Origin of the sequence: Streptomyces sp. NPDC088725 (genome assembly GCF_044751305.1) — a bacterium.
Lineage (GTDB): Bacteria > Actinomycetota > Actinomycetes > Streptomycetales > Streptomycetaceae > Streptomyces.
The window spans coordinates 157,378-169,088 of sequence record NZ_JBIVLO010000008.1 but is presented as its reverse complement, the minus strand read 5'-3'; the positions used below and the strand labels follow the sequence as shown (position 1 = coordinate 169,088).

General features: G+C 71.2%; 12 protein-coding genes. 3 read left to right on the top strand and 9 right to left on the bottom strand.

Going from position 1 to position 11,711, the window contains the following annotated elements:
* From ACIP6N_RS21430 to ACIP6N_RS21410, 5 genes are all read right to left on the bottom strand, one after another.
* On the bottom strand, positions 1 to 1,275 hold the full coding sequence (locus tag ACIP6N_RS21430; RefSeq protein ID WP_401817618.1) for a hypothetical protein: 1,275 nt from the start codon (positions 1,273 to 1,275) through the stop codon (positions 1 to 3).
* A 1-nt stretch (position 1,276) separates the two neighbouring features.
* The gene (locus ACIP6N_RS21425; protein ID WP_401817616.1) at positions 1,277 to 2,026 is read right to left on the bottom strand and encodes a hypothetical protein; all 750 of its coding nucleotides are present in this window, start codon (positions 2,024 to 2,026) and stop codon (positions 1,277 to 1,279) included.
* An 18-nt stretch (positions 2,027 to 2,044) separates the two neighbouring features.
* Complete coding sequence (locus ACIP6N_RS21420) at positions 2,045 to 2,332, bottom strand: hypothetical protein (RefSeq protein ID WP_401817615.1); 288 nt, start codon at positions 2,330 to 2,332, stop codon at positions 2,045 to 2,047.
* 127 nt (positions 2,333 to 2,459) lie between these two features.
* Positions 2,460 to 2,795 carry a hypothetical protein gene (locus ACIP6N_RS21415; protein ID WP_401817613.1) on the bottom strand — a complete coding sequence of 112 codons (336 nt, stop codon included), beginning with the start codon at positions 2,793 to 2,795 and terminating at the stop codon, positions 2,460 to 2,462.
* Positions 2,792 to 3,208: a hypothetical protein gene (locus ACIP6N_RS21410; RefSeq protein ID WP_401817612.1), complete on the bottom strand. Its 417-nt coding sequence runs from the start codon at positions 3,206 to 3,208 to the stop codon at positions 2,792 to 2,794. The genes ACIP6N_RS21415 and ACIP6N_RS21410 overlap by 4 nt, the downstream gene beginning before the upstream one ends.
* Positions 3,209 to 3,806: 598 nt before the next feature.
* Here ACIP6N_RS21410 and ACIP6N_RS21405 point away from each other — a divergent pair.
* From ACIP6N_RS21405 to ACIP6N_RS21395, 3 genes are all read left to right on the top strand, one after another.
* The gene (locus tag ACIP6N_RS21405; protein ID WP_401817611.1) at positions 3,807 to 4,625 is read left to right on the top strand and encodes a lytic transglycosylase domain-containing protein; all 819 of its coding nucleotides are present in this window, start codon (positions 3,807 to 3,809) and stop codon (positions 4,623 to 4,625) included.
* 61 nt (positions 4,626 to 4,686) lie between these two features.
* Positions 4,687 to 5,682 carry a hypothetical protein gene (locus ACIP6N_RS21400; protein ID WP_401817610.1) on the top strand — a complete coding sequence of 332 codons (996 nt, stop codon included), beginning with the start codon at positions 4,687 to 4,689 and terminating at the stop codon, positions 5,680 to 5,682.
* A gap of 178 nt (positions 5,683 to 5,860) precedes the next feature.
* Positions 5,861 to 6,427: a sigma-70 family RNA polymerase sigma factor gene (locus ACIP6N_RS21395; protein WP_401817609.1), complete on the top strand. Its 567-nt coding sequence runs from the start codon at positions 5,861 to 5,863 to the stop codon at positions 6,425 to 6,427.
* 503 nt (positions 6,428 to 6,930) lie between these two features.
* Here ACIP6N_RS21395 and ACIP6N_RS21390 read toward each other — a convergent pair.
* The 4 genes from ACIP6N_RS21390 to ACIP6N_RS21375 form a co-directional block, all read right to left on the bottom strand.
* Positions 6,931 to 7,761, bottom strand: coding sequence for an alpha/beta fold hydrolase (locus ACIP6N_RS21390; RefSeq protein ID WP_401817607.1), 831 nt, complete (start codon positions 7,759 to 7,761; stop codon positions 6,931 to 6,933).
* 124 nt (positions 7,762 to 7,885) lie between these two features.
* Positions 7,886 to 9,319 carry an MFS transporter gene (locus ACIP6N_RS21385; protein WP_401817606.1) on the bottom strand — a complete coding sequence of 478 codons (1,434 nt, stop codon included), beginning with the start codon at positions 9,317 to 9,319 and terminating at the stop codon, positions 7,886 to 7,888.
* A gap of 276 nt (positions 9,320 to 9,595) precedes the next feature.
* On the bottom strand, positions 9,596 to 10,804 hold the full coding sequence (locus ACIP6N_RS21380) for a cytochrome P450 (protein WP_401817604.1): 1,209 nt from the start codon (positions 10,802 to 10,804) through the stop codon (positions 9,596 to 9,598).
* Positions 10,805 to 11,015: 211 nt separating this feature from the next.
* Positions 11,016 to 11,696: a TetR-like C-terminal domain-containing protein gene (locus ACIP6N_RS21375; RefSeq protein WP_401817603.1), complete on the bottom strand. Its 681-nt coding sequence runs from the start codon at positions 11,694 to 11,696 to the stop codon at positions 11,016 to 11,018.
* Between the last annotated feature and the right edge of the window lie 15 nt (positions 11,697 to 11,711).

Here is an 11,711-nt window from a genome sequence, read left to right as displayed (position 1 = left end):
TCACTTGTTGTTGCCCAGCTCGCCGTCGGCGCCCTCGACGGCGCCCGACACGGTCGAACCGGCAGCCTGCGCCGCGGCCATCGCGGCGAGGACGGCGACACCCGCCGGTCCGGCCGCGGCCGCTCCCGCACCGGCGCCCGCTGCTCCCGCACCGGCGCCTCCCGCGCCCGCGCCCGCCGCACCGGCCCGGCCCGCACCCGCGGCCCCACCGGCGCCGTTCGCGCCGCCTGCTCCGGCCGCTCCGGCCGAACCGGACTCCCCGCCCGCACCGGACGAGCCGCCGGAGCCGGATGAACCACCCGATCCGGTCGCGCCCGACGCACCGCTCGGACCCGCCGCCGGCGACGTACCGCCGCCCGAACCGCCGCCCCGGCCACCGACCATGACAGCGCCGCTCGCCAGATTGCCGCCCGCCTGTCCCATGCTGGACATGGGGTTTCCCGTGCCCATGGCGGCCGTCGCGGGCACGATGAGCTTCAGCAGCGCGGGGAGGGCGATGGCGGACAGCAGCATCACGCCGATACCGGCGATACGTGTGTTGATGGTGCTGGTGTTGCCCGAGCCGCTGCCCTTGCCCGCATTGATCATCGCCATCCCCGCGTTGAGTACGAGTGCGACCGCCGGTTTGTAGAGCAGCCAGGCGATCATCCAGCCGATGTGCTTGCGCCACCAGCCCGCGCCCCAGTCCGTCATGGAGGCGGCGGCCGCCATCGGGAGGGTGCCGAGCAGCAGCATCATGACGCCGAGCCGGATGTACATCAGGACCGTGTGGATGATCCCGGAGATCAACAGCAGGAAGGCGAGGACCAGCAGCAGGAAGGACTGGATCCCGCCGCCGTCCGAGCAGGCGCCGACGTTCTGCAGCGACTCCTGCACGGCGTTGTTGAAAAGGTAGTTGGAGTAGTCGTCGGCGACGGCCGCGCCGGCCACGACGACCGTGGTGGCGGCCCCCGAGACGAGCACCACCCGCATGATGCCCTTCAGCGCGGTCTTGCCCGCGTCGCCCCTGCGCTCGATGGCCATACGGGCGGCGGCGAAGAGCAGTGAGCCGACCGCGAGGTAGACCACGATCCACTGGGTGTCGCCGCTGATGTCCTTCGACGTCTGCGTCTGCTCCAGGGTCGGCACACTGGTGGTCAGCGCCCCGAACACCGCGACAGCGCCGGCGAGGATGGTCTTCGCGACCAGGTCGATGATGGTTCCGATGGGGTCGCCGAGGAAGCTGAAGAACCCCTTCACCAGGTCGATGACCGGATTGCCGGACGTACAGTTCACGTCAAACCCCCCAGAGCGTATAGCCGTTGGTGCTCTGAACGACCGAAACCGGCGAGTGCAGGGCACCGTTGTCGTCGGGCACGACCTTCCAGTCACCGCCGCTCCAGCGCAGGACGATGGTGGTCGCCGCATAGCCCTGGTCGCTCTTGAGGAGCAGCTTCACCGTCGCGCCCGTGCTCCGGTACGAGGTCACGGAGAAACCGGCGTACGACGCGACGGGCGTGCCGCTCTCGCTGTCGGTGTCCTGGACCGTGGCACGCTGGAACTCGAACATGTCGCGTCCGGTGCCGTCCACGACCTGCTGTCTGGTGACCGTGCGCCAGCCGGAGCCGCTCATCTGGGAGGGGATGATGTGGGCGGCCAGCGCGGCCCCCGTGGGCGTGTGCGCGAAGCACCACCACAGGGTGCCCTCGATCCGGGTGGGCCCCGCCGAGGCGGAGACGGGCACGCGCGAGACTCCGAGCGTGTGCCAACTGACGTCCTTCGGAGCCGCCTTGGGGAGCGCGCCGCCCGCGCTGTCGTCGGTACGGCAGCCCTGCGGCCGGCTGCCCTCCGGGACGGAGGTGCCGGACAGCGGGCCGACGGATGCCGCCGCGTTCGCACGGTCGGTGGTGCCGCGGTGGTTCGACGTCAGTGTGACGATCACGCCCACCACGACCACGATGCCGATGAACCCCGCCGACAGCTGCCAGCTGCGCTGCTTGTAGTACGGCCCGGATTCCTCGACCCGCCGCTCCCTGCGTCTGAACATCTCGTCCGCCCGCCCGGCCTACGCGAAGACGAAGCTGATCAGCGGGCCCGCGGTGGCCACGAGGACACAGCCGCCGAGCACCATGCCGAGCCGGCTCATGTGCTCCGAGCTCTCACCGCGCTTGACGGAGACGGCCATCATCGCGCCGGTGATCAGCACACCGGCGACACCGGCGGCCGTGCCGGCCCACGCGGCTATGCCGAGAACGGTGTTGACCTTGCTGGTGAGTTCGTCAGGGGCGTTGCTCACCGGCTTGGGCACGGTGCCGTCGGCCAGGATGTTGGAGACCGCGAGGAGCAGTGACATGGGGATTCTCCGAGGAGTCGGCGCCCGGCGTGAGCGGTGGGCGGGGGAGTGACTGGCAGTACAGAGAGGTCGGTCGGGGCGGCGCGTGGAGCTGCGGGCGGGGCCAGAGGCGGAACTGCGGGCGGGGCTAGGGGCCGAGGAGCGACAGGGCGCCGAGCGCCTCGACGAGCGGCCCCGCCGTGGTGGCGATCAGACAGCTGAGGGTGACGAAGAAGACCCCGCGGAAGTGCTCGCCGCCCTCGCCCGGCTCACCGCGGCGCAACTGGAGCGCCATCTGCATGCCGACGATGATCAGTCCGCCGACACCGGCCGCCGAGGCGCACCAGGCGAGGATGCCGAGGATCGTGTCGGCGTCCGCGGGTGGCGTGTAGGCGGCGAGGAATCGCGGACCGGTGAGAGAGCGCGGACCGCTGAGCAGATGGGGCAGCGGATTCGTCAGTGGATTCGCCGGCGGATGGGTCACGAGACGGCTCCCTCGCCGTAGAGCTCGCTTCCCACCAGCTTGGCGAGGGCGACGAGTTGCCTGGGTTCGTGCTTCGGCCGGCCGCCCGTGCGCCATGCCGGTATCCACGGCACCCGGTGCACACGGGCGACGGAGCGCAGCACCCGGATGCGGCGCAGCAGAACGAGCGGCAGCCGGCCGGGGGCGTCGGCGACGAGGACAACGCCCAGCAGTTCGAGGCCCTGTGGGGCCTTTCCGTCCTTGAGCGCGCCCAACGCCTGTGACACCGAACGCAGTCCGCCCGCGCTGGTCCGGCCGACCAGTACGATCCGTCGCGGCTCGCCTCGCGCGGGCTCCGGCCAGCGGGCTCCGACGTCCACGCCGCCGAGGGCCTCGACCAGCGACGTGGCACCGGCCCCGCCGTGCGCCTTCACCCACCCGACCTCGTCGCGGGACCTCCCGCGCGCCGGCTTCGGCCGCCGCGGCTGCCCCCAGCCCGCTTCGGCGGCGGGGGCGGGGGCGGCACGGCGCGCGGGCGCGGGCTGCGGTGCGGGGCGCGTGGCGGGAGCGCCGCGGCGCGGGGCGACGGGGGCGGCCTGCTGCGGGGCGGGGCGCGGGGCGACGGGGGCCGCCGGTCGTGGCGCGGTCCGCGCCGGTGCTGGAACAGGCCGGGCCGTCTGGGCCGGCGGCGGGGCGGGAGCCGCGGGCGCCGACCGTACGGGCGCGGCCGGCGGGGGCGGTACGGGCGCGGTCGGCGGCGGTACCGGCGGCGGCGTGCCCCTGCCGGGGGGCGCCGGCTGTGGGGTTTTCGGTCCCCGTACCCACGACTGCGGGCCCGGCGGCGGTGCCGAAGAAGCGCCCATATGTCTCCCGCCCCCCTCTTCGCTTGTGATTCCGCTGCTCTGGCTCATCTGGTTTCCACTGATTTGAACTTATGTGCCCCCAGGCCCGTTTGGATCTGACGGGCCCGTCGGACAGCACAACGGGCCGTGTGGCCCAAGCGGTTCAAGGCGGAGAGAAGAAGACGCGCGCATGAGTGCAGGAATGGGAGAGGGCGATGAGGGCGGCAGCTCGAACGCCGTCAGGAACGGCATCATCGCCGGCACCGGCTGCGGCTGCCTGCTGTCGCCGATCGCTCTGGTCGGCACACTCGTCGTCGTATTGATCATCGGCGGTTTCGGGGTGTTGCTGGCCCCGCTCATCGCGCTGATCCTGCTCTTCGGGGGAGGCGGCGGGAGCGCCGGTTCCAACCAGGAGACGGCGAACCAGATGATCGACGTCCTTCAGGGCGCCGGCAAGGGCCGGCTCGACGAGACCACGGTCCCCGCCGACCTGGTGGACCCCATCAAGCGGGCGGGCCAGCAGTGCCCGGCCATCGGCCCGATCGTCATCGCCTCCCAGATCGAGAAGGAGTCCGGCTTCGACGCGGCTCTGACCGGGCCGGACGGCGAGCTGGGCCTCTCACAGCTCCCGCCCGACCTCTTCAGGCGGTACGGCAAGGACGACGACGAGAACGGCAAGACCTCCGCCCTGGACGCGGAGGACTCGATCATGGCCCAGGGCCGCTACCTGTGCGATCTGGCCAAGCAGGGCCAGCAGATGATCGACAACGGGGAACTCCGGGACACCGGCGACGGCGAAGGGTCCCTCAACACCTCACTGGACCTCGCGCTGGCCGGTTACGACATCGGGATGGACGCCGTACGCGCGGCGAAAGGGGTGCCGCAGACCAACGAGGCACAGGGCTATGTCCTCGCCGTCCGCGCCCAGTTCGCCAAGTACCAGGGCATCGCGGCCCCACCGCCCGGCGCCACTCCCGGCGTCACCCCCGACACCGGCGACGCACCCTGACCCCCGACCGGCTCCCCACCGCATCCCCCGCCACCACTCCCACCGCATGAGGACGGCAGCCATGGCCCCCTTCAACGTGTACATCTCGGACAACGGGCTCGCCGAGATCGACGGAGACCCCGTCGTGCCGGTGCCGGACCAGTCCGTGCACGAGGCCGTGCTGGACCAGCTGCACCGGTACGCGGAGGAGCGCGGCGGCGCCGTGGAGGCGACGGTGCACGACAGCCCCGGCGGCGCCGACTTCGTCCTTCGGGTCCTGCCGGACGGTTCCAGTCACGTACCCGGGCCCGAGAACGCACCGGCCCCGGAACCCGAACCGGAGCCGGTACCAGAGCCCGAACCGGCCTCGGAGCCCGAACCGGAGCCAGAACCGGAGCGGTCCCGTGCCAGGGCGGACGCTGCTGCCGGGGCGGGAATCGGCCTCGGGGCGGGGGCCGTTGGCAGAGCCGGGGCGGGGGCCGGGGCCGGCGCCCTCGCCACCGCCGTGGCCCGCGCCCGTGCCACAGCGGTCGCCCGCGCCGCCACAGCGCCCGCCGCCGTCACCCCCGTCCCCGTACCCGCCGTCGCTCCCGTACCCGTCGTCGCGGTCGCTCTCGCCCCCGTACCCGTCGATCTTCCCGCCGAGCACGCCGAACAGATCGGCCACATCAACGCGTTGGCGGTCACCGGCCGACTCGACGAGGCGCTCGCCGAAGCGACCGCACTGCGCGAGCGCCTGACCGCCTCGGTCGGCGCCGAGCATCCGCACGCCTTGGAAGCGCGGTCCGTCGAGGCGTACCTCGCGCACCTGTGCGGCGACCACCGCGAGGCCATCGTGCTGGCCCTGGCCGTGGCCCGCATCCGGTGCGGCGCGCGGGACCTGCGGGCGCCGGTGGAGGTGGCGCGGGCGGCGGCTGCTTGGCAGCAGCTTGACGACGACCGGACCGCCATCGCCCACGGACACGAACTCCTGCACATGTGGGGCGCGTTGGAGGCCCGCGGCCTGCTGTCGCCCGGCGACCTGGAACTCGCCGAACAGGTCCGCAGACACGTCGACGCGCTCGTGGCGTACGCCTGACCCACCGGCGCAGCCCGCCGCCGCCCGGACCGGTCTCGTGCCGACCGGTCCATCACCTCGTACAACCAACGTCAAACGAACGTGGAACGCACCTCGGAACACTCCGTTCCCCCAGGAGGCGAAGGCTCCCAGTCTCCCCAGGACTGGGACCGGTCGTCCCAAGGAGCAGGAGCACACCATGAACGTGACGGTCATCGGATCGGCCAGCGCGGTCTCCCCCGAGGAACGGGCCCTGCGCGACCTCTACTTGGAACACGGCCCGGCGCTCTACGCGTACGTACTGCGGATGCTGGGCGGGGACACGCACCGTACGGAGGACGTCATCCAGGAGACGCTGATGCGCTGCTGGAACAAGCGAAACCTGGTCGACACCGAGGGCATGGCGGTACGCCCCTGGATGTTCCGGGTCGCCCGCAATCTCGTCATCGACGCGCACCGCACGCGGATGGCAAGGCCGTTGGAGGTCAGCGGCGCCACCTGGCTGAGCGAGCTGGGCACGAAGGCGGACGACAACGAACAGATCCTGTCGTCGATAGTGGTGCACGACGCCTTGCGGGCACTGACACCCGCACACCGAGAAGTACTCAGGGAGACCTTCTTCGCCGACCGCAGCACCCAGGAGGCGGCCGACACACTGGGCGTCCCGCAGGGCACGGTCAAGTCCCGTGTCTACTACGCCCTGCGGTGTCTGAGATCGGCACTGGAGGAGCGCGGTGTACGGCCGGAGGAGCGCGGACCCGCATAGGAGCGATCGCGCCTGCGCTGACGGATGCGACCGGACACACGGGAGGCAGACAGACGGGCAGGAAACACCACTTGATCTGCGACGACTGACTTGGCGGCCCGCTCAAGGTGATCACTACAGCGGCGCACGCCAACGACGCCACTCGGCCCTTCGCCCGAGGTGATCTTCTCCGGGGCACCACAGCGCTTCTGCGGTCGGCAGGCAGCCCCGTTCCGGTTGTCTCACCCATGGGAAGCCACCTCGCGGAATTGACCGACTCCGGAATTCACAACTGGGCTTACGAGTCGGAGAACCGCGATGTTCCGGCCGGCCGGTGGCTCCGAGGGATCCCGGCTCTGTTTTCCGACTGGCGAGTTCACCGCTTTGGGGCTTCGGGCGGGCGCGCGTGCGGCGGAGCGCCGGGGCGCGTCGGGCGGCGCGGGCGGGGCCGCTTCCGGGCGGGTCTCCTCGTGGGGAGACCCGCCCGGCCGGAGCGGCCGTGGACACGATGGCTCCCGCTGCCGTCAGCTCTTCGCGAAGGCCAGCAGGTCCTGGTTCAGCCGGTCCGCGTGGGTGGCGAACAGACCGTGTGCGGCGCCCTCGTAGGTGACCAGTTCGCTGCCCTTGATCAGGTCGTGGGTCCTGGGGGCGCACAGGGCGTAGGGCGCGCCCAGGTCGGCGGTGCCGTGGATGATCAGCGTCGGAACGGTGACCTTCGCGGTCTCGGCGCGCTGGTCGGTGGTGAAGAGGGTGCGGTAGATCTCGACTCCGGCTCTGGGAGACGAGTCGAGCGAGGTCCGTACCAGCCAGTCGGCGAGTTCGGGTGAGATCGGCGGATCGGACGGGCCGGCCTCGGGCCCGCCGAAGAACGGGCCGCTGAGTTGGCTGAGCCACTGCGGCCGGTCGGTCCTGATGGCCTGCGCCATCTCCTCGAACAGGGCCATGTCGAGACCGTCCGGATTGTCCTCGGCGCGCAGCAGGAAGGGGGTGGTCGAAGCGACCAGCGCGAGCTTGCCCACCCGGCCGTCGCCGTGGCGGGTCAGATAGCGCACCGCTTCGCCGCCGCCGACGGCGTAGCCGACGAGGACCGCGTCCCGCAGGTCGAGGTGGTCGAGGAGGTCCGCCAGGTCGTCGGCGAGGGAGTCGTAGTCGTAGCCGTTCCAGGGGGCGTCAGAGCTTCCGCAGCCGCGCCGGTCGTAGCTGACGCAGCGCAGACCGTGCTCGGCGAGGAAGGGGGCCTGGAACTCCCACATCCGGGTGTCCATCATGGCCGTGCCGAGCAGGACGACGGGGCGGCCGTCGCCCCAGTCGTTGTAGTGGAGCCGCGTGCCGTCCCTGGTCGTGGTGTAGGGCATGGTGCTGGACCTCCTGTAACTCCTGGAGCGACGGGTGTGGGAGACGGGGGATGGACCTTTCCCGGCGCGAGCGTTCGCGGAGTCCCGCCCCGGCCTGTGGCGTACGGCGGGACTCCGCGGACACTCACTGGCGTGCTGCGGCGCGGGAGGACGTCAGCAGGACGAAGGTGGTGGCGACGGCGCAGAAGGCCACGAGCAGGGTCAGGGTGATGTCGAACGCGTGGGTGTAGTCGCCGTGCTGTCCGAGCGCGGGGAAGAACAGGACGCCACTCAGTGCCACGCCGATCGCGGCGCCGCCCTCCTGCGCGGTGTTGAGCAGACCGGACGCGGAGGCGGCGTGTTCGGGCATCGCCGAGGCGAGCACCAGGTTGGTGAGCGGGCCGGTGGTCAGGCCCATGCCCACGCCCGCCACGAGGAGCGGGGGCACCAGCCACAGCACGGATCCGTGCACCCCGGCGTGGGAAATCGCCAGACCGAGCAGGGCGAAACCGACGGCGAGCGTCGCCGGACCCAGGGCGACCCGTCGGGCGACCGCCTCGGTGAACCGGGACGAGTAGAGCGAGGCCGCGAAGTAGCCGCCGCCCACGGCGAGGAAGACGGTGCCGGAGCCGAGGGCGGACATGCCGCGGCCGAACTGGAGGTAGAGGGCGAGGATGAAGAAGAAGGACCCCATGGCGAGGAAGTAGCTGCCGGTGCCGGCCAGGCCGAGGGAGAAGACACGGGACCGGAACAGAGCGGGCTCGATCAGCGGGCCCCGCTCTGCCGCGGCGAGCCGGCGCAGGTGCCACACGGCCACCGCGATGAGGACCACCGACGCGGCCAGGCACTCCCAGCTCCACACCGGCCAGTCCCGTTCGCCGCCTTCGACGAGCCCGAACACCAGGAGGGCCAGGGCCGCGGTGATGAGCAGCGCGCCGACCAGGTCCAGCCGGCTGCCAGCCGGGGCCTTGGACTCGGGGATGGCGCGCCGGACGAAGGCCAGGGTCACCGCGCACACGGGGATGTTGATGAGGAAGATGGTGCGCCAGCTCAGCCCCGCGATGTCCAGCGTGATCAGCGCGCCGCCGAGCAGCTGCCCGAAGACACCGGCCATGCCGACGACCAGGCCGTACATGGTGAACGCCTTGGCCCGGTGGGCGCCTTGGTAGACGACCCCGATGATGCCCAGCACCTGCGGGACCATCAGTGCGGCGGCGAAGCCCTGGACGACCCGAGCGACGATCAGCAGCCCGGCGTCGGGCGCGAAGCCGCAGGCGGCGGAGCTGAGCGCGAAGAACGCCATGCCGAGTACGAACATCCGGCGGCGGCCGTAGAGGTCGCCGATGCGTCCACCGGTGATGAGACCGGAGGTGAAGGCGACACCGTAGCCGACGACCACCATCTGGGCCTGCGCCGTGCTGGCCGCCAGGTCGGCCTGGATGGACGGGACGGCGACGTTGCCGATGAAGTAGTCGAGAACGGTGATGAACGTGCCGACGAGTACCACGATCAGGGCGGTGGCCGCAGGCTTCCGGGCGTCGTCCTCGACGACCAGCTGCGGACTTGCTTCGGAGGTCATACGGTGTGCGCTCCTGTCATAGTTTCCCGGCCACCCGGCGCGGGAGGTCATGCCGTCAAGCGTGGCGACGCCCTTGACCGGTGGCAATTACGTGTGAGGTAACGCGGCACGTTCAACGAGCCTTTGTGGTAAGGAAGTTCATGAGGGCGCCGCTCCGTGGCGTTCCCGGTGGTCGTCCGGCGGATGTCCGGGCGCCCGGGTCGCCGGGGCTCCCGGGCGGACCCGCCGGAGCAACCGGCCCGCCCGGGTGCCGCAGAAGCGATCAGGGGCGGTCGGTCACCAGGTCACCGGCAGCCGCGTCACCCCGTGGAAGACCGTCCCCTGACGGAAGACCTTCCGCGAGTCCTCCGCGAGCGCCAGCCCGGGAAAACGGTTCAGCAGCGACCGCAGCGAGATCTCCATCTCCAGCCGGGCGAGCGGAGCCCCCTGGCAGTAGTGCGGGCCGTAGCCCCACTGCAGGTGGGCTCCCGTGTCGCGGTCGACATCGATCCGGTGCGGGCAGCCGAAGACCTTCTCGTCGTGGTTGGCGGCGGGGATCGAGATCACGACCGCGTCTCCCGCGGCGATCCGCACCCCGCCCAGCTCCATGTCCTCGGTCGCCTGCCGCAGGATGGCGTCCTGCGATATCGACCAGTACCGCATCGATTCCTCGACGAACTGCGGGATGCGGGCGCCGTCGCCGGCGACGACCCTGGCTCGCAGATCGTCGTCGAGCAGCAGGCTGAGGATGTTCAGCGCGATCTGGTTGGTGGTGGTCTCGTGGCCCGCGACGAGTACCAGACGGGCGACACCCACCAGTTCGTCGAGGGTGATGGTGCCGGGAGCGAGGTACTGCTTCGCGAGCCTGCTGATGAGGTCGTCGCCGGGGTCTCCGAGCTTGTACTCCGCCAGCCGGGCGAGGTAGTCGCTCATCTCCGTGAAGGCCTCGTACGACTTCACGGGATCTTCCTGGCTGATCGTGGTGCTGGTCTTCTCCACGAAGAAGCCGGAGTCCTCGGTCGGGACACCCAGCAGCCGGGCGATGACCAGCGTGGGTAACTTACGGGAGAACGCATCGTGCAGGTCGGCCGGTTGCGGCAGATCGGCCAGCTCGTCGAGCAGTTCGTCGGTGAGCCGCTGGATCGGGTCCGTCAGTTTCCGTATGCGGTGCCGGGTGAACTCGTTCTGGATCATGCCCCGGAGCCGGGCGTGTTCGGGATCGTCGAGGCGGAGGAAGGAGCTGGGGTTGCTCCCCGGCGGCAACTGGATGCGGACCGGGGCACCCGGGCGCCGTTCGTCGGCGCTCAGCCGGGGATCGGAGAGCGCCTGCTTGACGTCGGGGTGACGGGTCACCAGCCAGGCGAGCCGGGACTGCGCGGCGCCCTCGGGAATCCGGACGACACAGGGGGGTTGCCGGCGCAGCGTTTCGAGAATCTGCGGGGGAGCTCCGTCCTCGGTGCGAGGGAACGGCCAGTCAAGGACTTCCGTGGTCATTTCGAGGGGCATGGGGGAACCTCTCCTTTGATCGCGGCGACAGGGGGCGGAGCGGGGTGAGGATCGTGTGCGGCGTGCGATGCCGGTCCGGACAGGATGACGAGCCGGACAGGACGAGGAGCCGGCGGGGGATCCGCCGAGTGGCGGACGTCCGCCACTCGGCACGGGTGAATCAACTGCCTACACAGGAAGGGAATTCACCGGGTGGTCCCGGCCGGGCGGGTCAGCGCGGCAGGCCCACGTACGCCCCCATTCCGGCCGCCGCGTACGTGAAGAACGCGGCGGGATCGGCGGCGACGCCCGCGATGTGGCCGTACACGTCGAAGGCCACCATGCCGTGCAGCTGGGTCCAGGCGACCAGCATCCGGGCGATGACCGGTTCCGGCAGCCCGCTGAGCAGGCCCTCGGCCAGTGCCGAGACGTTGGCGCGCATACCGTCGGACAGCGCGGGGCCGTCGTCCTGACCCCTCAGCTCTCCGCTTTCGCGCGCTCCGTGCAGCACGTCGAGCAGGGCCAGCACGGTACGGGCGCCCGCCGCCATCGTCTCGGGCGGCGCGCTGTAACCGGGCACGGGCTGCCCCCAGATCAGGGCGTACTCGTCCGGGTGGTCAAGCGCCCAGCCGCGGACGCCCAGACAGATGGCCGTCCAGCGTTCGATCGGGGTGGCGCCCTCGGCGAGGGCCGAGGCGGCCGCCTTCTCGGCGCTGTCGCTCATCGCGTTGTACGCGTCGAGAACCAGCGTGGTCAGCAGGTCCCACTCGCCCGGGAAGCTTTTCGCGGCCAGCTCGGGATCGGTGCCGGCCGCCGCGGCGAGGGCGGTGAGGTCGAGGTCGACCGCACGCCGTCCCACCAGACGGCGAACGGCCTGCTCGGTGACGCGGGTACGGATTTCTTCGGTACGCATGTCTGTCATTCCAGT

Excerpts from the sequence above, each read along its gene's own strand:
- ACIP6N_RS21425 (WP_401817616.1), bottom strand. The coding sequence starts at position 2,026 with ATGTTCAGACGCAGGGAGCGGCGGGTCGAGGAATCCGGGCCGTACTAC.
- ACIP6N_RS21420 (WP_401817615.1), bottom strand. The coding sequence starts at position 2,332 with ATGTCACTGCTCCTCGCGGTCTCCAACATCCTGGCCGACGGCACCGTG.
- ACIP6N_RS21405 (WP_401817611.1), top strand. The coding sequence starts at position 3,807 with ATGAGTGCAGGAATGGGAGAGGGCGATGAGGGCGGCAGCTCGAACGCC.
- ACIP6N_RS21400 (WP_401817610.1), top strand. The coding sequence starts at position 4,687 with ATGGCCCCCTTCAACGTGTACATCTCGGACAACGGGCTCGCCGAGATC.
- ACIP6N_RS21395 (WP_401817609.1), top strand. The coding sequence starts at position 5,861 with ATGAACGTGACGGTCATCGGATCGGCCAGCGCGGTCTCCCCCGAGGAA.
- ACIP6N_RS21390 (WP_401817607.1), bottom strand. The coding sequence starts at position 7,761 with ATGCCCTACACCACGACCAGGGACGGCACGCGGCTCCACTACAACGAC.
- ACIP6N_RS21385 (WP_401817606.1), bottom strand. The coding sequence starts at position 9,319 with ATGACCTCCGAAGCAAGTCCGCAGCTGGTCGTCGAGGACGACGCCCGG.
- ACIP6N_RS21380 (WP_401817604.1), bottom strand. The coding sequence starts at position 10,804 with ATGCCCCTCGAAATGACCACGGAAGTCCTTGACTGGCCGTTCCCTCGC.
- ACIP6N_RS21375 (WP_401817603.1), bottom strand. The coding sequence starts at position 11,696 with ATGCGTACCGAAGAAATCCGTACCCGCGTCACCGAGCAGGCCGTTCGC.